Consider the following 19399-nt stretch of genomic DNA (forward strand, 5'->3'; position numbering starts at 1 on the left):
ACACGTGTTCCAGCGTTTGACGTCTTCGATACGTAGGGCATGCGCCCTCCTTCGATGTCGACCACCACAAACAGCGCCCCACCCTGTCCGGCGAGACGCGCCGCATTCAATCCCACCCGATAGCCTTGTTGATCGCGGCGTCGAGTTCGTCAGTCGCAGCCTCCGCTCGTTGCCAAAACCACTCGGCACCGGGGATCGTATCGAGCTGGATCTGCCGCTCGAGAGCACCACGAAGGGCAAAGATGCACGTACGGAGTTCGCCCTGCAGGGCATAGATGGTCGCGATATCGCGTGACGACACCGCCACTTGATCAGGAATACTACCGATAGGGAAAGCAAGAGATTGAACGTTGGCGTTCATGGTGGCTCCGTATGTGATCGCACCGCCCCGCTGTCAAACGGGGTGGGCGGCAACGAGCGAAGTTGACAGACCGGGGCATACGGAACCCGGCAGGCCGAAGCCTCTCCACTCGCGCCACCCATAGAAGATGCGCGTTCTCAAACGAAGAAAAACCGCCATCGCGGCGGTTGTCTGCCGCATGCATTCGGGCTGTCAAACCCGGTCAACGTTGTGTACGTCGACGGGCTCAGTATAGAGCAGACACAATCAAAAATGCAACAAAATCAATGCGTTAGGCAACCCTGTACGACGTGTACAGCGATGCTTGACACAACTGAAGCGCGCCTCGTCGACGGACCCGCCGCGCGCTAGAATGCGCCCACCCACAACAACGAAACGGGGGAACAGATGAAACGAATCGCGGGAGTGTGCGCGCTCATGTGCGCGTTGTCCGGTTGCGTGACGTTCGGCCAGATGGGCAAGGGCCTCGGCGCGCTGCGCAACCAGCCCGTGTCGACAGCCGTTCAGGTGCTCGGCTTCCCCGCTGGCGAGCGCGAAGCCGCCGGCATGAAGATCGTGCATTGGGGTCGACAGCAGACCGGCCTGATGCCGCTCACGTCGTACGGTCAGAACAGCGGGTTCGGAACGGTCGGCACAACACCGTTCAGCTACACCGGCACATCAACATCGATGCAATACGTGCCGATGAATTTCAACTGCGACATCGATCTAGCGATCGGACCGGGCGGCTTCGTTCAGGGGTATCAGTACTCGGGCAACCTCGGCGGCTGCGAGGGCTACATCAAAGCGCTCAATCGATATCGGAAGTCCATTGGGTTCGACAACTGAGCATCGCGCCGTACAGCAAGCCAGGCCGCGCAAGCGGCCGGTCGCCTCGCTACGACGCTCGCAACTTCTTCAGCTCCCGTCGCATCAACGCCGCTTCCATCGCCAGCGCTTCCTCGTAGCGGATACCCCATGCCTCCCCGGCGTCAATGGCCGGCTTGATGACATTCCCTTCGTCATCCAGAACCGCAGACTGTGCCGGCCACGAATCCCAGCACAGCAACCCGATTTTGGCTGCGTCGATCCCATGCTTCGCGAAGGCATCACGAACCCGCTGCGCGACGAACCCGACGTGCCAGCGCGCGTTATCGGCTCCTTTCTCAGCCGTAGCATCTTTGAACTTGAACGCGAAGTAGTCGACATCGGCCCACGCATCGAGCCACGCGTCCGGAATCCCTTCGATCTGTTCCTTTTGATTCTCGTCCGATGTGTTGATCACGCCTGTAGCCGCGTAAACGACCGACCAGCGAAACCCGGCAGCGCCGCACGGAAAAGCATTGTCCGTGTACGGTTGAACCGATACGGTCTGCAAAGCGCTCGGGGACGATCCGGTGCGAGTGACCTGGAACGCCAGCGACCCGGCGGCCAGATTTCCGGAATCATCGGCCGCATAAAGCGAGTAGACCGACCCCAAGGCCTGCGTGCGCCACCGGCGTGTGCCGCTTACCGAAGCCGGATCGTAGTAGTCGAAACGCACTCCGTTCCGACCCACTACCCCCACTGTCGAACCGCCCATGGTCGCGAGCGAACAGTTCTCGTTTCCGCCGATCGCGAGGTTCAGGTAGTCGTTCGCAACCGCGGTTCTATAGGGCACGTTCGGCGTGTCATTCTGCTCATACGTCGCATTGAATACCACGCGCGTTACGTTCGCCGTATTGATCAAATAGCGCGGCTGCTTGGCGGGGATATTCACGACGAAGGTTCCCCCTTCGATCGTGACCTGCGTCATATTCGAGAGATTGATCTGATCGTAAGTGTTGTCGGCCTCTTGCGAATTGTCGCGCCAGACGCAGTTACTGAAGGCGTGCGACACAACATCGCCGTAGGAGCCGATGCCGACGGTACCGTGCCGCTGATTCGTATCGAAGTAGCAGTTCGCGAATAGGCACGACGCATTGACACCGGTATCGAGAAATAGCCCCGACAGCTTGTTGACGAAGATGTTGCAATTGATCATTTCGGTTGCCCCGCCGGCGTGTTGCACGTAGCCGTTCGAGTTCTGCGAGTTTCCGAAATCGCAATCAACGATGCGCCAGTCGTAGGCGCTGTTGTACACGCAGTCGGATCCGGAGTACAGAACCCTGACATTGGCCATCCGGCCGTTGTTTCGATTCGATCCGATAAAGACACCGTATTCCATTGCGGCCCGGATGTTCAAATTCCGCAGTTCAGCGCCGCCGTGATAGTTCGTGCCGACCGGAATGGCGGAGTCAGTCAGGGAAACGCCGCGGAAGTAGCCGCCTGGCGTTTGGCCGCTGCTGTTGCAGTTCAACGACATATCCGAAATGATCGGCATGATGTTGTTGTTGTCCGCGCCGGCCAAGCTGCCGCCCATATCGGTAACAGCGACGACGCTGGCATTTGAGTCGCTCATCAGATTCAGCGTCGTTGCGTTCTGGCCGTCACCGTGCAGGTGGATGGGGTACGAGATCGTCAAGCCGCGTACGAGGTAGGTTCCAGCCGGGATGCGAACGCTCGGAACGTACGTCGACCAGTAGTCGGTCTTGAATCGCGATTGCGCAAAATCGATCGCCGCTTGGATCGCTGCAGTGTCATTCGCAACGCCGTCCCCTACGGCGCCAAAGTCCCTGACATCGATAGTCCCGGTGATACGGTTGTCGAGTTTGGAGCCCGGCGCGATCTTCGCGTCTGTCACCGATTCATCGGGCGGTGTGTAAATCGAGAGCGTCGTGCCGCCCTTCACGTAGATTTTCTGAATCCCGAATGGAATCGCGGCGGGGTTGCCGTTGTCATCGAGAAACGTGAGCGTCGCCCCGTTCAAACGGAACGTGTCTGCGCCCTGTAGAGCGGCGTCCATGCTGACGGTAAGATTGGCCTTTGTGCCATACGCGCGCGAGAGCGTGACAGACGAATCGACACCTGCAATGAAATCGACGCCGGCAACGAGAATATCGTCCCGTAGATCGCCAGCACCAACGGAAGCCGGCACGGGCAGCATTGTTACGTTGCCGGCGACGTCGAAGCCGAGGACGTTCATAGCGCGCTGCGGCGCGGATGGCAGGGTTCCGTCTCGACCGTATTCGCTGATCGGGAACCGGATGGAATTCTGCGTGGCTGCGGCGTTCTGCTGCGCAATCATCGTCAGCTTATCGAGCGCCTTTTCCGTAGTTTTCGCAGGAAACGGGTCGTTCTGTTGGTATTCGGTTTCCTGCGTGGCCGGGACGTCACGATAGATATGCAGGGTGAAGCCGCGCGCAAATACCGACAGCGCCGTCAGTGTGCCACCGTTCACAGCCCCCGCGCCGCCCACCGTAAAATCGGTGCCGTACGTGAGACGCGTCAACCCGCCGTTCGCATCGATTTTGTCGACGACGATATGCGCGTTATCAAGAAAATAAAACGGAATCTGGAAATCTGTCGTCGCCCCGTCTGTGGCGTATGAGATATCCTGAGCGGAAGACGTGACGGTCATATGTAATCCTTATCTATTAAACACCCGCGCCAGAGGGTTCGAGCGCAGCAACAGCGGCCGGCGCGGCGCGTCTTCGCGGCGCTTGCCCGTCTTTTCGCACCAGAGATCGAGGATCAGCTCGCCGCGCACGTGCGACGGCTCGCTGATCACGCCGCGCAGTTCGCGCGCCACGTCTTTCGGCATGAGGTCGAGGCGCCGCAGGTCAAACAGCACCTCGCGCCAATTGATCGCCGTCACTTCAACCGCCCCGCGACACGCTGCCGGAGCGCTTCCTGCGCGAACCTGATGACCGTCTTGCGATCGGCGCCGAGGCCCGTGTCGACGAGCACCTTCGCAACGCGGGGGTCACGCTTCGCGAGCGCGTTCGCGGCGTCCCAGGCTTTCTCCCAATCGCTGCCGAACGTCTCTTTCATACCCTGCACAGCATCCGCGAGGTGGGCCTGCTTGTCGGCCTCGGACAGCGCCGGCCAGCCCTGCGCAAACAGGCGGGCATCGGAGAGGAATTCGCGCACGTCGGTTTGATTGCCACCGTGGTCGGCGACGATCGCGGCGAACTCCTTGCGATCGATCGTGCCGCCCAGGCCGTCGTCGATCGACGCGACAGTTTCCTGCCCCCACTGACCGGAGCCGGTGAGTTCGTCGTACAGCACGCCGTGCGTCCCCTCGTCGCCGTAAAACTTGCGCTCGCGATCATTGCGAACGAGCGCCAATGCGTCCGGGTCTGCGGCCTGCTGCGGCGCGCTCTGTCCGTCGTTGAGGCGCAGATTCTCCGCGGCGTTCCATGCCTTCGGCTGCTCGACCGGCGCGCCCGGGAACTTGGTATTCGAGTAGAACGCCGCGGCGCGTTCCTCGAGCGTCTTCTCGACGGGTGCGGTTTGCTGTTCGGCATCCATATCAAACCTCCTTCTGAAATCCTTCGTACGGGAACCGCCAGCCGGTGAGGTCAACGATGTGGACGAGTGGTGGCTTCCCGTCCTTCACACCCCACACGTGCTTCACGAATCGGTCGACCTGGTCGAGCTCGACAACGAATGGCGGCAGATATCCGTGACGCTCGACGTAAGCCGAAACCTCCGCGTCGCGGTCCTCACCAGGCCTCAGCACGAGAATTTTTGCGCGTGCTGGCGGCGCAAGCAGTTCGAGCGCTTCTTCCTGCTCGCCGGCGGCCAATGCACGGACCGCGTCGAGGATTGTCACGTGAACCTCCGGATAACGACGGTCGTCTCTGGCATGCAGGCATGCTCAGCAACGTACGCGGCGACGCGTGCGCGTCGGTCCTCGCGCTCGCCGACGATCAGCATAGGCGCATCCAGTCGCGGTGCGAGAAGCTGCTCCAGTTGGCTCAGCTCGGCATCGGTCAACTGCGCGAGGCGATCTGCGTCAATCCTCACCATGTGCGCTCCCGACGCCGATCAGTTCCTTGAGCCGTTCGAGGCGCTCCTCGCGGGTCATGTCGGTGACTTCGGCCTTGATCTCCCGTGGCAGCAACTTGCTCCAGATCTTGTAAAAGGCGGCCGGATCCGCCTTGCCGAACTTCACCAGCGCGGCCACGCCCCCCAGTTTGTCGAACGCCTCGACAAGCGCATCGCGGCACGCCTGCGTCGTCTTGTTCGGCACGCCTGGCTTGCGGCCCTTCCCTGCATTCGGGGGCAACGATTGGCGGTTCGCAGTCATTGGCCGCCTTCATGCAACGCGGTATGGCTGGTCAGCTCCGCGCCCGTGGGGCTGCCGTACGGCGACCGCGACACGCTCGGCGCCGGACGATTGACGACGCTTTCGAGCACGCGCATGGTCCTCGCATGGTATCGCCGCGCCTCGTCGGCCAACGGCTGTTGTACGCGCTCCTCGTCAAACACATGCCGGATATGGCGTCGAAGCAAATCGGTAGCGATACAGCTGTTCGAAACGTTGAAGTAGTCGCTGTTGTGCGTGCCGACGTTGAGGAGCACCTTCCGCACCGATACGCTGCGCAACTCTTCCTCGACCTGCATGAACTCGCTGCGAGCGACGAGCAACGCAGCCAGCGCAACGTCGAGCGCAGCGGCGGCCTTCACAAACTGGCGTTCGAGCTTGGCCGCCTCGCGGACACCATCCCGTGCCGCTTCCGCGCGTGCGGCGAGGGCCGCCGCACTATTTGCTGCGTATGCCGCTTTCCGTACCTGGATAAGCGTCGTCTCACGCGAGCGGTGCGTTTCCACGATGGTCCGCAATTGCGCCGTTTCTTCGTCTTCGGCGCCGTTGTTCTCGAGCATGCGCTCCTCGAGCTCGCGCTGCGCCGTGGCAGCCTGCTGACGGGCTTCCACGAGCCGCGACTCGATCAGTTCGATGTCTGCCATTGATCAGTCTCCATCGATGAGTTCGACATTCCACTCAAGCACGCGTGCCGCCTCTGCCTGCTCGGCCGTCGCACGGCCCCACGCGTGATCCGCGTTCGGGCGGATCCGCCACTCGCCACCCTTCAGCAGCCCGTGGCGTTCGATGAACTCGGCCAGGGCATCCGCGACGACGCGCGCCATCGACGCGCCGCGCAGCAGCGCACAGGTCTGGAGCGCCATCCGCGTGCGCGGGGCCATGTAAATGTGGGTTGCTGCCATGTCCTTCCCCAAAGTGGTCACGCTGCCAGCATCCCATCGACGCCGCGCAGAATCGTGCGTTTATGGCCATAAACGCATGGCCATAACAAGGAAGTGGGTAGCTCAACGGGTAGCTACGCGCCGTGTTCGTATACTGCTCGGCGCGCAACGCCCGCCAGATAAGGCGTTATGCCTCCAATTGAAATCGCCGATTGGGATATCAACCGGCCGATGACGCTCCGTTGAGCGTTTTGCGGCTCGGCGGAGCCCAGTGAATGGCACGCGCTATGTGTAAGGCACACCCTATCGGGCCTCTCGTGGGTGTCTGTATTTTTCACCACTCTGCTGCCCGTACACGCTGCGTCGCGGCGGGGGACCGCTCGGCTTCGTCAGGGGCGTATCCACCTGTATCCACCGTATCCCCTGTTTCCTATAAATCCCTGTATCCCCCTTATTTATCGCGCACACGTAAATAGAAAAAGGTGGATACGGTGGATACGGTGGATACAAGCGTTACTGCATAAGGCTTCGCACGTATCCACCTGCCCCGCATCAGATGGATACGGTAGCTACGCTGGCTTCACCCAAACCTTGACCGGGCGCCCCCCGACGCGCTTTTGCTGTCTCGAATACCCCATTTCTCGCAAAATTTTCCCGATTCGCATTTCGTCGCTGCGTGTCAGGCGACCGTGGGCCATTCCAAGGGGGCCGCTTGCGATCTCATGAACCTGCAAAAAATCGCGCGTACATGGTGGCTCACCGAGATCGCACGCATAGTCGCCTCGCCCCATGAGCCAGTCGTAAACGATCGGTGACCAGGGGTCGGATAGCTTGTGCTGCGCGTGCACGTCGCGTGCCAGCGTCTCGGCCTCTCGCCAGTCGACATTCCCGGCGCGCTCGTAGGCCGCGCGGGCCTCGGCCCACAACTGCAGGCAGTCGGCCGCGATTCGGTCGACGTCGCACCGACCGACGCGTACGGGCAGCCACCGGCGCTCCCCCGTTTCGTCGGCGAGAAACTCGTCCTGGTTGGTCGTGCCGACGAACAGGAACCGGCGCGCGAACGTCACGCTGAACTCCTTGTACTTCGGCACGAAGTTCTCGTGCGTGCGGCTGATGAACGCTTTGATCGACTCGGCGTCGCGCGTGTGCAGGCCGCGGAGTTCACCGAGCTCGACCACCAGGCGGCCGCGCATCATGCGGGACGCGTTGTCGTCGCGCTCGTCGAGCTTCAGCTCGCAGTAGAACTCCTGCGCCGGCACGAGCGCCTTTACCGCCCGCGTCTTGCCGGCGCCCTGCTCGCCGATCAGCACCGGCACCATCGGTGCTTCGCACCCTGGCGACAGCACACGGCCGGCCAGCGCCGTCCAGAGATACCGCGACACCGCGCGCGCGTACGGCGTGTCCTCGACGGCCATGTAGTCGCGCAGGAACGTTTCGATGCGCGGCACGCCGTCGTGCTGCAGCCCGGCCAACCACTCGACGGCCGAATCGATACGGTTGTCGTCGGCCACGAGGCCCACACCGTCGCGCAGCGCTTCCTTGCTGAGCTTGAGGAAACCCCGGCGCTCGAGCTGGATCTGCAGGCGCGTGTAGTCCGGATCGGTGAACGCGCGCAGGCCGCGCGGGTCTGCCACGTCGGCGAGCATGACCTCGGCGCGGAAGTCGTCATATCGGATGTGCCACCCACACTCATGCGGTGCGCGTACCGCCGTCACGATGTTCTCGGCGAGCGCGAGAATCTCGCCCTTCCCGTTGCGGCGATAGCCCGGACGCGGCGGTTCCTGTTCATCGACCGGCACCACGTCGAAGTCGTCCTCGCTCGGCTCGCGCGCCGGATCCTGCCAGCCGTGGGCCGCGGCCATCGCCTTGATCGTGCCGATCGTGATCGGCGTGCCCTGATTCTTGCCGGCGTAGCCCCAATCGCGCTCCGTCTTCGCCGGATCGTACTTGCTCGATCGCGCCGAGAACTCGTGCACGAGCGCCAGCCCCTCGTCCGAACCCTGCGATGCGTGATGAACGCCGAACAGCACGTTGCGCCAGCTGTCGTAATCGAGCTCGTTCTCGCCGCCGTTCGGGATTGCATCGAGCGCAGACTTCAGCGCACCGAACTCGGCAGGCGCGACGACCGCCGGCGGCGGCACGACAATCTCACGCTCGGCGCGCGGCACCGGTGCGCTCGACGGCCAATCCATTTCGGTGACGTACGCTTTCGGCATGTCGTCGAGCTCGAACGAATCGAGCGGCACCGACTTGCCGGCCAGCGGCAGCAGGAACATGTTGCCGTACCCGTTGTGCGAAACGCTATCCTGCTTAGGGAAAATTTCTACCTGCCCGGCGGCGACACCCTTCGTCCCATCGTGCAGATCGACAGCCGCGAGGATGCTCCGCAGCGCCTGGCGGGCGCTGTACGCGTCCTGCGGCTCATCCCACAGGAAATAGATGTGGATGCCCGCCCCGCCCGATGAGCGGAAAGGGATGCCGTTGAGCCCGGCCGCTGACGCCACGGTGACGATGCGCACCGCGGTGTCCTGCATTTCGTGCCACGGAGTCTCGCCCTTGTGCGAGTCGAGATCGAGCAGCGCGATCAACGTCACGTCGCTGCCCGGTTGCATCGGGTACACGCCGTAGGCCGGCCCACCGTTCACGTGATGCGCGAGCCGCTCGTTCGTCAGCGGCCGATTGATGTTCGACGTCGCACCGTCACGCTTGATGCAGCACGTCGACGTGCGCACGCGCGAAACGATCGGCGCGAGCGCCGCGACGAGATCCGAATGTGTACAGCTTGGCTTGACAGTATCTTCTGTAGGTGTACTATTCATTGTGTTTACCGAGCTTTGAAATTTTTGGGCCCGCATTTACTGCGGGCTTTTTCTTTTCACGAACTGCATGTCGGCGAGCCGCGGCGCTACGTTCTTCAGCATCCGCCGCCCTTCGGCCGGCGTCAGTCGCTTCGATCGTCGGAAGTGCGCGCGCAGGACTTCGAACGTCGCGGCATTGGCCTGGATCTCCGAGGTCGCGAGGGCAAGCGCTCGGGCGAAATGACTCATCGGTGCATCACCCGTGAACACGTCGAGTGCGCTGCATCGGGCCGCTGCGTTTTTGACTTCGAAGAAGCTCGACAAAGGATGGGAGTGACCGGCTACGCGTTCGCCTACAAGACCCGCGAGATCCATAACCGCTTCCGCAAAGAAGATGTCCGCCGTGTTGTTGAGATCGTGCGGCCGGCCGGTCAGAGAGTGCGCGCAGATCGTTGAGCCGATCCACGCTGAATCCTGCGGTCGAATGTGGGCACCCAGAAACTTCCACCCGAACGCCATTGCGATGATCGTATGCCCGGCTTCGTGCGCGGCCGTCTGTTCGCGCGTACACGGGTCGTCACCATGAACCGCGCGGAGCCTGAGCAGGTACTCGGCGGCGGCCTGCTTCGCGGCGGGGCTGAGGTAGCGAGCGTTGTCGATGGAATTCATGCCTCCACCGCCCGTTGTTTATCGGCCTGGTTGTTGAGCCAAGTGCGCAGCTCATCCTCGAAGAAGACGGTCACATTCCGGGCAAGAGGAACGCCCTTTGGAAAGTCCTCCCGAGTCTTCGTATAGCGCCAGAAGGTCGATAGTCCAACGCCGATAAATTCGGCGGCTTTCCGCGGACGCAATCCGCACCGGCTAGCTGCAGTCACCATGATCACTCCCATCGTTTATGGCGTCTCGGCGAATCTCGCCGCGCCTCAATAATCGAGGGGAGCCCGCGCAGGATTGTGCGTATCTTCCGAGCGATCGAACCCTATTAATTAAACATCCGGGCAGCCGCGAGCGCATCGCTCAAGATGTGCCGCCCAAGTGCCGAGCGCGTGACGGCGTTCGTCCCAATACGTGTACTGATCGTAGATCCCTTCCACGCCCGGAATTTTGTGGTTCAAGCACATTTCCGAAATGTCGCGCGGCACCTTCAGCCGCCGCATATGACTCTTCATCGTGCTTCGAAGATCGTGCGGCGTGAAGCGGCGAATCGCAGGTTCGTGGTGCTCGATCCAGTAGTCGATCGCTTCCCGAATCGCATCCTTCGATACGTGCGTGTCCCCGTGGTGACGATCCAGGCGATTGCTCAGGCGGGCCGGCAGGACGTATTCGGACGTCCCGGCCAGCGCGAGCAACCGCTCGAACCACTCAATTACAATCGGCACAAGCGGAATATCCATTTCCGGCCCCGTCTTGCTTTTCGGGACATGCCAACGACCTTCACTAAGGTGAAGATCACGACGAAGTGCGGTGTACAGCTCGGAAATTCGAACACCAGTCGCAAGCGCGATACGGACAGCGTAGAGATTCACGTCGCGCATTTTTGCGTTCAGCAGGACGTAGAGCTCGTCGTCGGTCAGCATTAATCGGGGTTTCACCGGCGGGCGCTTCCCGATGATCGCGTCGAGCTGGATTCCGGCGCAGGGATTGGCGACGATGATCTTCTTGCCGGCCGCATGCTTGAACAGGCCGCGTAGTACACACCAGAGCGTGAAGATTTCGACCCATCCCAGGTCGTGACGCTCGATCTCGGCCACAATGTCTGCGGGCCCTACAGACTGCACCGACATCGCACCCATGCCGTTCTCGACGCGCTTCAAATTTCGGCCGTAGCTGCGTTGCGTGCTGGTCGCGAGCGTGCTTAGAACCTTTACGCGGTAATCGGCTATCAGCTCGCGCATCGACCAGTCGCGCCGGCTCCTCAATTTTCGCTGCTCTTCCGCCGGGTTGATTCCATCGGCCAGCTGAGCCCGCTTCCGTGCCGCCATTGCCCGCGCCGCGGACAACGTGATATCAGGATATCGACCGAGCGTCAGCTCTTGCCGTCGACCGCGATGGTAGAACCGCAGAATCCACGAGGCCGTTCCGGTTGCAGACAACGTGAAGGTAAGTCCGTTCCCGTCAGCCTTCGCTGCCGGCACACCAGCGCGCACAAGCTGCCGCAGCTGGATATCGTTCAACACGTTCGTTAGCCGCTTCCCCACTTTTCGCTCCAGCTACCTTTACAGCTACCTATTTTAATCTGGATTCGTCGAGACGCGTCGATACACGTTGAGGCGATTTTGCCTTGAAATGAAGGGGGAAATTGGATTCAGCGAGATTCAATGAGATGCGGTAAGATCAAGTCCGGGACAGTACGATATCGTGCTGATGTAACGTTCCGTCCATCCGCCGCCGGCATCGCCCGCCACGCGGCACTTCGATGCGGCACCCGGGCCGCCCGCGCATGTCGCGCCGGCACCCGCCGCCGCCCTTTCACCCTACCTTTTTCGCTTCACCACACACCATGAGCCAAGGCCACAACCGCCGCCAGCGCAAGAAACTCCACATCGGCGAATTCCAGGAACTCGCGTTCAACGCCACCGCGCATTACCGCAACGAAATGACCGACCTCGAGCGCGGCGAACTGATCGATGCGTTCATCGACTTCGTCGAAGCGAACGGGCTGCTGACGGTCGCGTCGGCGGACGAAGGGATCGGCGCTTACGTGATTTCCGGTGCACCGCGCGGCACGACGACCGACGCCGACCGCGAACTCGTGCGCGGCTGGCTGGCCGCACGGCCGGAACTGACCGACGTCAAGGTCAGCGAATTCACCGACGCGTGGTATCCGGAAGCCTGAGTTTCCGGTTTCACTTCCCTCGCGCAGCGCCCGCGCCTGCCCGCCGCCACGGCGGGTGAGGCCGGCGCCGCCCCGCTCCCTCCGCACCGCCTCCGTCTCCCCTTCCGCCGTCGCGCGACACCCGCGCCACCGGCACCAACTCACACGATTCGCGCCGCGTCGACGGTGATTACCCCGATTTCGGCAGTGAATCGGATGCTTACTTCAATTTAACGTTGATTAAAAGACGTCTCACGCCCGCGGACCTACTCTGATCGCCAGGAATCCGGTGTTTTCCGGCGCGATCGGCAAGCAAGACGAAAGAATGCAAACCGCTCGCCCGACAGGTGTCCCGGATTCCGGTACGGGCGAAAACGCGACACGGCGACAGGTCAATCAGGGAGACAACCAACGATGCGCCAGCCGCTTCCTCATCGCAGCGACACATTGACGCACGCGAAGGCCGCCTGACCCCACTCTTCAATGCAATGAATACGAGGACGACATGGATACGCCGACCACTCATCAGGCAGGACTCCGAATGATCATGATCGCGGCTGGCGTCGCAGCGCTGGTGTCGCTGTCCGCGTGCGGCGGCTCCGGCTCGCTGAGCCAGGGCACCGGCGGCACCGGATCGGGTTCGGGCGACACGACGGCTACCACCGGCGGCACCGGTAACGGCACTGGCAGTGGCGGCGGGTCGGGGAGCGGATCGACCGTCGGCGGCACCGGGAGCGGCGCCGGCGGTGCCTCGAGCGCCGGCACGTCGGCCAATGCACTCGGCCAAACGATCGATTCGTCGAGCAACGTCGTGACGGCCGCGGGCGGCACCGTATCGGGCGCCGGCGCGACGATCGCCAGCCAGTCGCTGCCCGGCACGAACGCCGCGACCACGCAGGGGCTCGGCACCGTCGTGCAGGACGCCGGCGCCGCCGTCACGACACTCGGTACCGGGCTCGGATCGGGGCTCGGCCAGCTCGGCGCATCGTCGAACCCGGTCGGCACGACGGTCGCGAGCACCGGCGGCGTGGTCACGAATCTCGGCGACGCGGTCGCGGCAACCGGCGGCGTCGTGTCGAGCCTCGGTGGCAGCGGTTCGGCGCTGGCGCCGCTCGCGCCCGTCACATCGCCCGTCGGCGGTGCGATCACGACGCTCGGCAATACGATCGCGGGCGGCGGCGCGACGCTCGGCACGCAGTTGTCGACCGGCCCGGTCGCGCAGGTCACGGGCGCCGCCAGTTCGGCGATCACGCCGATCACGACGCAGGTCGGGTCGGTCACGCAGACCGTCGCGTCGAGCACGCCGCTCGGCGCACCGCTGACGAACCTCGTGACGACGGTCGGCAACGGCGTCGCGAACGCCGGCACGACGATCTCGAAAACCGGCGGGAATCCGGTGACGACCGGCATCGGCAACGTCGTGACCGCGACCGGCAACACGGTGGCCACCGCCGGCACGACGCTGCTGGGCGGTGGTGGCGCCGCGACGAGCCCGCTCGCGCCGGTCACGGGGCTCTTGTCGACGGGCGCACTCGGCGGCGCGACGGGCGGCAGCAATCCGGCAGGTGCGCTCACGTCGGCGGTCGGCACTGTGACGGGAGCCGTGTCGGGCGCGGCCGGCGGCTCGCCCGTCGCGGGGCTGACGGGTGGCAGCGGCACCGGCGCGCTCTCGAAGACGGGCGGTGGCGTGCTCGCCCCCGTGACGACGACGCTCGGCGCGCTGGTCAAGTAAGCGGCAGGCCGGCACGGCGCCCGCATCGTCGCAGACGATCAGGCGCCTTGGCCTTGGCCTTGGCCTTGGCCTTGGCCTTAACCTTAGCCTCAACTGAAGCCGAAGCCGGCATCCAGCCGCTTCCCCCACCCCGCGATCCCTTCCTTTTCCCGACAGTCCGCCTCCAGCAAGCCATCGAAATCGGACCTGAAAGCAAGACACGTTAAAATCTCACCTCGCGTGGTGCGCCGCCCGCACCCGCCATCCATCGCCAGCCGCGTGCCCTCGGGCCGCCCCCGACCCATGGAGTGAGTGTCAATGAGCGGCGGACTTCCGTTTCCCGCATCCCGCAAGTCGTTGCCGTCCTCGACGGTATTCCTGATTCTCGCCGCCGCCGCGCTGCTGTCCGGCTGCGGGCTGCTGCCGGTCCAGAACCCGCCCGCGCCGATCAGCGAGGCGCTCGTCGAGCCCATCGAGGAAACCGCCGGCGAACCGCTGACGATGCCGCCCGTGCCCGCGCCGACGCACCCGGGGGAACCGGAAGCGCCGAAGAAGCCGCACCGCGAAGTCGCGCGGCCGAAGCCCGTGCAGCGCCCCGAATCGCCGACACCGCCGCCGCCTCCGCCGCCGCCGATCGTCGCGACGCGCCCGCTCGACCGCACCCAGATCCATGCGCTGCTCGACAGCGAAGTCGCGCGCCGCAACGGCAAGGTGATCGGCCGCGCGGTCGACATGGTGACCGACGCGAGCGGCAAGCCGCGCGAGATGATCGTCAACCTGCAGGGCTTCATGGGCGTCGGCGACCGCAAGGTCATCTTCCCGTGGAACGTGTTCCGCTTCACGCCTGGCGGCAAACAGGAGCCGATCGTGCTCGACGTGCCGTCGGGCGACCTGCCGCCGGCCGCACGGCCCAAGGCCGTGCCGCTGTCCGGTTCGGCCGCGGCCTCGCCCGCGACGCGACTGCCGATGCTCGACAGCGACGTCGAGCGCCCGAACGGCACGAAGATCGGCCGCATCGTCGACGTGCTGATCGACCGTGCGTCGCAGCCGCAGGCGGTCGTGCTCGACCTCGGCGGCCTCGTCAATACCGACCGCCGTTCGATCGCCGCGAGCTGGGGCGCACTGCGCTTCGTCACGCGCGACAAGGCGCTGCACCCGCAGCTCGACCTGAACGACGCACAGATCAAGGCATCGCCACCCTACGCGGCCGACAAGCCGATCGTCGCGGTCTTCCCGCCCGTTGCCCCGGCACCGGTGCCGGCTTCGTCTGCGAGTGCGACCCGATGACGATCAAGCATTCCGTCAGCGTACGCAGTCTCCGGTCCCTCGACTGGCTCAACTTCTTCGTTGCAAACGTTCAAACAGGGTTCGGTCCGTTCATCGCGTCCTACCTCGCGTCGCACAAGTGGACGCAGGGCGAGATCGGCATGGTGCTGTCGATCGGCACGATCAGCGCGATGGTCAGCCAGGTGCCGGGCGGCGCGGCCGTCGATGCGCTGAAGAACAAGAAAGGCGCGGCCGCGTGGGCGATCGTGGCCATCATCCTGTCCGCGGTGCTGCTCGCGTCGAGCCCGACGATCGTGCCGGTGATCGCCGCCGAGGTGTTCCACGGCTTCGCGAGCTGCATGCTCGTGCCGGCGATGGCCGCGATCTCGTTCTCGCTCGTCGGCCGCGCCGACCTCGGCGACCGGCTCGGCCGCAACGCGCGCTGGGCGTCGATCGGCAGCGCCGTCGCGGCGGGCCTGATGGGGCTCACCGGCGAATACTTCTCCGCACGCGCGGTGTTCTGGCTGACCGCCGTGCTCGCGCTGCCCGCGCTGTTCGCACTCGCGATGATCCAGCCGACCCACGAGGTGATCCCGCAGTCGTCGAAGCCCGACGACCACGACGAAGCCGGCGAACGCGAAACGCTGCTCGAGTTGCTGCGCGACCGCCGGATGCTGATCTTCGCGGCATGCGTCGTGCTGTTCCACCTGTCGAACGCGGCGATGCTGAACCTCGCGGCCGGCGAAGTCACGGCCGGGATGGGCGAGAACGTGCAGCTCGTGATCGCCGCGTGCATCATCGTGCCGCAGGCGATCGTCGCGATGCTGTCGCCGTGGGTCGGCCGCTCCGCGCAACGCTGGGGGCGCCGGCCGATCCTGCTGCTCGGGTTCTCGGCGTTGCCGGTGCGCGCGCTGCTGTTCGCCGGCGTGAGCAGTCCGTACCTGCTGGTGCCGGTGCAGATGCTCGACGGCATCAGCGCGGCCGTATTCGGCGTGATGCTGCCGCTGATCGCGGCCGACGTCGCGGGCGGCAAGGGCCGCTACAACCTGTGCATCGGGCTGTTCGGGCTCGCGGCCGGGATCGGCGCGACGCTCAGCACGGCCGCGGCCGGCTACGTCGCCGATCACTTCGGCAACGCCGTGAGCTTCTTCGGGCTCGCGGGCGCCGGTGCGCTCGCGGTGCTGCTGGTCTGGCTCGTGATGCCCGAAACGCGCGTCGAGAACGGCGACTCGGCCGCCGACGAACCGGCCGCCGCATCGCCCGAACAGGCGCGCTGACACCGGCGCGCCGCCGTTACCCGCTTCTTGGCCAACGCATGATGGATACGATCAGGACACTCAACGAAGCCCGCCAGCAGATCCAGCAGTCGATCTTCGATCTGTTCAAGGGGCTGTCATTCAGCGAACGGCTCGCGCAAGGCGGGCTGATGGCGCTGCAGGCCGTATGCGGCGCATGCCTCGCGTACGTGATCAGCCGCGCGCTGCACACCGAGCAGGCCGTGTGGGCGGCGATCACCGCGATCGCCGTCACGCAGCACAACTACTCGGACACGATGTCGCTGTCGCGCGACCAGTTCGTCGGCGCGATGGTCGGCGGCGTGCTCGGCTTCGCCGGCGCGGCGCTCGGCGGCGACCGCCTCGTCGCGTATGCGATTACCGTCGCGGTCGTGATCGTCTGCTGCTGGTGCCTGAATGTCGGCAGCGCGGCACGGCTCGGCGGCGTGACCGCGACGATCGTGCTGCTGTTTCCGGGCGACGGCCCGCTGTGGGACATTCCGCTGATGCGGCTCGGCGAGGTCACGCTCGGCACCGTGTGTGCGCTGGGCGTGTGCTGGGTGATGTCGAAAATCGAGCGCCGCTGGTTCCGCCACGCGGCGGCAAAGTGACTCGGTGAGCCGGCTGCCCGGCGCGCATCGCGGCATCGCGATCCGTGCCGGGCCGTCGGCCAGGTCAGTCGCCGATCCGCAGCACGATGCCGGAACCGATCTGCACCAGCAGGTGATCCCCGCCGACGCCGACCCATTGATAGCCGCGCGGCGGCGGGCTCAGGTGATAGCCGCGCCAGTCGTCGATCACGTACTGGCGATCGCGGAACTCGGGGGGAAGCCGGTCGCCCTTGTGCCACTCGCGGCGCGGCTGGTCGGCCCAGCGCGGCGGCACGTCTTCCTCGTGGCGCATCTGGCCCGGCGGCATGCGTTTCGGACCATGACCGTGCTGCATGCCATGGTCGCCCTGGTCGTTGCGGTTGTCGTGGTCCTGCGCCATCGCGGCCGGCGCGGCGAAACCCGCCGCGATCACCGCGGCCAGCATCATCCCGTGCATCTTCTTCATCGTGCCTTCCCTCCGTGTTGTCACGTCGAACGAAACCACTCGGACTACCCGATGAAGACTAGCACATGGTTTCGTGGGGTCGCATGACCGCGCACATGACCGTGCGTTACGCCGCCTGCTGCTGGTACTGGATCCGGTGCAGGTGCGCGTAAAGGCCACCGTGGCGCAGCAATTCGTCGTGGCTGCCCTCTTCGACGATCTTGCCGGCCTCGAGCACGAGGATGCGGTCCGCGCGCTCGATCGTCGACAGCCGGTGCGCGATCACGAGCGTCGTGCGGCCTTCCATCAGCCGTTCGAGCGCGGCCTGCACGTGGCGCTCCGATTCCGAGTCGAGCGCCGATGTCGCTTCGTCGAGGATCAGGATCGGCGCGTCCTTGTAGATCGCACGCGCGATCGCGAGCCGCTGGCGCTGGCCGCCGGACAGCCGCATCCCGTTGCCGCCGACGAGCGTGTCGAGCCCGTCGGGCATCGCAGCGACCGCATCGGCAAGGTTCGCGGCCTCGAGCGCGGCCTGCACGCGCGCGCGGTCGGGCGTCTGCCCGTACGCGACGTTCGCGGCGATCGTATCGTTGAACAGCACGACGTCCTGGCTGACCATCGCCATCTGGCTGCGCAACGCGTGGAGGTCGTAGTCGGCAACCGGCACGCCGTCGACCAGGATTGCCCCGTCGGTCGGATCGAAGAAGCGCGGCAGCAGGTTCACGAGCGTCGTCTTGCCGCTGCCGGACGGCCCCGCGAGCGCAATCATTTCACCGGGCGCGACCTTGAACGAGATGCGGTCGAGCGTCGGCCGCTCGGCCGCGCCGTAGTCGAACGTCACGTTGCGGAACTCGATGTCGCCGCGCGACTGTGCCAGCGGCCGGCCGCCGCCCTGCGGCTCGGCCGGTTCGTCGATCAGCCCGAAGATCAGCTCGGCGGCCGTCATCCCGCGCTGCAGCGGCTGGTTGACGTCGATCAGGTGCTTGAGCGGCGAGATCACCAGCAGCATCGACGTGACGAACGCGACGAAGCCGCCGACCGTCGTCTGGTCGTTCGACGACTGCACGACCGCGATCGTGATCACGACCGCGAGCGCGATCGACGCGAGGAACTGCGTAAGCGGCTGCGCGAGGCCGCCGGAGATCGTCATGCGCATCGCGTAGCCGCGCAGGCGCTTGCTCATCTGCGTGAAGCGGTCCATCTCGTACGCTTCGCCGTTGTGCACCTTGACGACCTTGTAGCCGCCGACCGTCTCCTCGACGATGTACGACAGCTCGTTGGTCAGCGTCTGGTGCTCGCGGTTCAGGCGGCGCAGGCGACGGTTGATCTTGCTGACGAGCCAGCCGATGCCCGGCAGGATCACCGCGACGATCAGCGTGAGCCGCCAGTTCAGGTAGAACAGGTAGCCGAGCAGGAAGATCACCGTCAGCGAATCGCGCACGAGCGTGACCATCACGCCGGTCAGCACCGACAGGATCTGGTTGACCTCGAACACGATCGCGTTGATCACCGTGCTCGCCGTCTCGCGCTGGAAGAACGACGCGCCCGTGTGCAGCATCCGCTGGAACATCTCGAGCCGCAGTTGCAGCAGGATGCGGTTCGACACGTAGTTGAGCAGGTAATTCGACGCGTACTGCGACACGCCGCGCACGAGCGCGAGCCCGATCACGGCCATCGGCACGTACCATTTCGCGCTGTCGCTGCCATGCGAGCCGAAGCCGTGGTCGAGCAGCGGCTTGAGCAGCGCCGGGATCCCGGCCTCGGTGGCCGCGACGACGCCCATCGTCATCACGGCGAGCACCACGATGCCGATCAGCGGCCGGATGTACGGCCACAGGCGCTTGAGGACCGTCACGGGCGAGGTGCCCGTACCGTCCATCGGTTTGCGAAGAGTGTTCTGGGTTTCCAAGGCAATCCTTCTTGAGCCGCGAAGCGGCACCCGGACGTGGCCGCCCGGGATGTCGCCCTGTCGGGCGGGTGCCGAAAAGGGCTCAACATTATAGCCGCACCGCCCCGGCCGGCACGGTCATGGCCGATGCAGGCGGCGGCCGGGCCGCGGGTATACTGCCGCTCACCGTTTTCTCCGCC

General features: G+C 64.7%; 21 protein-coding genes. 6 read left to right on the forward strand and 15 right to left on the reverse strand.

What is annotated here, in order from left to right; genetic code table 11:
• Positions 1-106: 106 nt before the first annotated feature.
• Positions 107-361: a hypothetical protein gene (locus tag BCEP18194_RS18315; RefSeq protein WP_011352751.1), complete on the reverse strand. Its 255-nt coding sequence runs from the start codon at positions 359-361 to the stop codon at positions 107-109.
• 387 nt (positions 362-748) lie between these two features.
• Here BCEP18194_RS18315 and BCEP18194_RS18320 point away from each other — a divergent pair, with 387 nt between their 5' ends.
• Positions 749-1189: a hypothetical protein gene (locus BCEP18194_RS18320; protein ID WP_157687191.1), complete on the forward strand. Its 441-nt coding sequence runs from the start codon at positions 749-751 to the stop codon at positions 1187-1189.
• A 49-nt stretch (positions 1190-1238) separates the two neighbouring features.
• On the opposite strand, the gene BCEP18194_RS18325 is transcribed toward BCEP18194_RS18320, so the two are convergent.
• The 12 genes from BCEP18194_RS18325 to BCEP18194_RS18385 all read right to left on the reverse strand — a co-directional run bounded on the left by BCEP18194_RS18325 (position 1239) and on the right by BCEP18194_RS18385 (position 11408).
• Positions 1239-3839, reverse strand: a complete 2601-nt coding sequence (locus tag BCEP18194_RS18325; RefSeq protein WP_011352753.1) for a glycosyl hydrolase family 28-related protein — start codon at positions 3837-3839, stop codon at positions 1239-1241.
• 9 nt (positions 3840-3848) lie between these two features.
• Positions 3849-4076 (reverse strand): hypothetical protein, encoded by a 228-nt coding sequence (locus tag BCEP18194_RS18330; protein ID WP_011352754.1) that lies wholly within the window; start codon positions 4074-4076, stop codon positions 3849-3851.
• Positions 4073-4732 (reverse strand): hypothetical protein, encoded by a 660-nt coding sequence (locus tag BCEP18194_RS18335; protein ID WP_011352755.1) that lies wholly within the window; start codon positions 4730-4732, stop codon positions 4073-4075. Before BCEP18194_RS18335 ends, BCEP18194_RS18330 begins: the two co-directional genes overlap by 4 nt.
• Position 4733: 1 nt before the next feature.
• Complete coding sequence (locus BCEP18194_RS18340; RefSeq protein ID WP_011352756.1) at positions 4734-5036, reverse strand: hypothetical protein; 303 nt, start codon at positions 5034-5036, stop codon at positions 4734-4736.
• A complete protein-coding gene (locus BCEP18194_RS18345) occupies positions 5033-5233 on the reverse strand; it encodes a hypothetical protein (RefSeq protein WP_041492909.1) in 201 nt (66 codons plus the stop codon). The genes BCEP18194_RS18340 and BCEP18194_RS18345 overlap by 4 nt, the downstream gene beginning before the upstream one ends.
• A complete protein-coding gene (locus tag BCEP18194_RS38740) occupies positions 5220-5513 on the reverse strand; it encodes a hypothetical protein (RefSeq protein ID WP_011352757.1) in 294 nt (97 codons plus the stop codon). The genes BCEP18194_RS18345 and BCEP18194_RS38740 overlap by 14 nt, the downstream gene beginning before the upstream one ends.
• Positions 5510-6175: a hypothetical protein gene (locus BCEP18194_RS18355; RefSeq protein ID WP_011352758.1), complete on the reverse strand. Its 666-nt coding sequence runs from the start codon at positions 6173-6175 to the stop codon at positions 5510-5512. The genes BCEP18194_RS38740 and BCEP18194_RS18355 overlap by 4 nt, the downstream gene beginning before the upstream one ends.
• Positions 6176-6178: 3 nt before the next feature.
• Positions 6179-6433 (reverse strand): hypothetical protein, encoded by a 255-nt coding sequence (locus BCEP18194_RS18360; protein WP_011352759.1) that lies wholly within the window; start codon positions 6431-6433, stop codon positions 6179-6181.
• Positions 6434-6981: 548 nt separating this feature from the next.
• Complete coding sequence (locus BCEP18194_RS38745) at positions 6982-9267, reverse strand: VapE domain-containing protein (protein ID WP_011352760.1); 2286 nt, start codon at positions 9265-9267, stop codon at positions 6982-6984.
• Complete coding sequence (locus BCEP18194_RS18375; protein WP_011352761.1) at positions 9268-9879, reverse strand: hypothetical protein; 612 nt, start codon at positions 9877-9879, stop codon at positions 9268-9270.
• On the reverse strand, positions 9876-10088 hold the full coding sequence (locus tag BCEP18194_RS18380; protein ID WP_041493114.1) for a helix-turn-helix transcriptional regulator: 213 nt from the start codon (positions 10086-10088) through the stop codon (positions 9876-9878). The genes BCEP18194_RS18375 and BCEP18194_RS18380 overlap by 4 nt, the downstream gene beginning before the upstream one ends.
• A 108-nt stretch (positions 10089-10196) precedes the next feature.
• On the reverse strand, positions 10197-11408 hold the full coding sequence (locus BCEP18194_RS18385) for a tyrosine-type recombinase/integrase (RefSeq protein WP_011352762.1): 1212 nt from the start codon (positions 11406-11408) through the stop codon (positions 10197-10199).
• 302 nt (positions 11409-11710) lie between these two features.
• Here BCEP18194_RS18385 and BCEP18194_RS18390 point away from each other — a divergent pair, with 302 nt between their 5' ends.
• The 5 genes from BCEP18194_RS18390 to BCEP18194_RS18415 all read left to right on the forward strand — a co-directional run bounded on the left by BCEP18194_RS18390 (position 11711) and on the right by BCEP18194_RS18415 (position 16887).
• The gene (locus tag BCEP18194_RS18390; protein WP_041492911.1) at positions 11711-12046 is read left to right on the forward strand and encodes a YggL family protein; all 336 of its coding nucleotides are present in this window, start codon (positions 11711-11713) and stop codon (positions 12044-12046) included.
• Positions 12047-12530: 484 nt separating this feature from the next.
• Positions 12531-13757 (forward strand): collagen-like triple helix repeat-containing protein, encoded by a 1227-nt coding sequence (locus tag BCEP18194_RS18395; RefSeq protein WP_011352764.1) that lies wholly within the window; start codon positions 12531-12533, stop codon positions 13755-13757.
• Between the two features lie 297 nt (positions 13758-14054).
• Positions 14055-15023, forward strand: coding sequence for a PRC-barrel domain-containing protein (locus BCEP18194_RS18405; RefSeq protein ID WP_041492913.1), 969 nt, complete (start codon positions 14055-14057; stop codon positions 15021-15023).
• Complete coding sequence (locus BCEP18194_RS18410) at positions 15020-16279, forward strand: MFS transporter (RefSeq protein WP_011352766.1); 1260 nt, start codon at positions 15020-15022, stop codon at positions 16277-16279. The genes BCEP18194_RS18405 and BCEP18194_RS18410 overlap by 4 nt, the downstream gene beginning before the upstream one ends.
• A 41-nt stretch (positions 16280-16320) precedes the next feature.
• Positions 16321-16887 carry an FUSC family protein gene (locus BCEP18194_RS18415; RefSeq protein WP_041493115.1) on the forward strand — a complete coding sequence of 189 codons (567 nt, stop codon included), beginning with the start codon at positions 16321-16323 and terminating at the stop codon, positions 16885-16887.
• A gap of 64 nt (positions 16888-16951) precedes the next feature.
• Here BCEP18194_RS18415 and BCEP18194_RS18420 read toward each other — a convergent pair whose 3' ends face one another.
• Entirely contained in the window at positions 16952-17332 is a 381-nt protein-coding gene (locus BCEP18194_RS18420) for an RcnB family protein (RefSeq protein ID WP_011352768.1), read from the reverse strand.
• A 106-nt stretch (positions 17333-17438) separates the two neighbouring features.
• The gene (gene msbA, locus BCEP18194_RS18425; RefSeq protein ID WP_011352769.1) at positions 17439-19190 is read right to left on the reverse strand and encodes a lipid A export permease/ATP-binding protein MsbA; all 1752 of its coding nucleotides are present in this window, start codon (positions 19188-19190) and stop codon (positions 17439-17441) included.
• Positions 19191-19399: the final 209 nt, after the last annotated feature.

Source organism: Burkholderia lata (genome assembly GCF_000012945.1).
Taxonomy (GTDB): Bacteria; Pseudomonadota; Gammaproteobacteria; order Burkholderiales; family Burkholderiaceae; genus Burkholderia; species Burkholderia lata.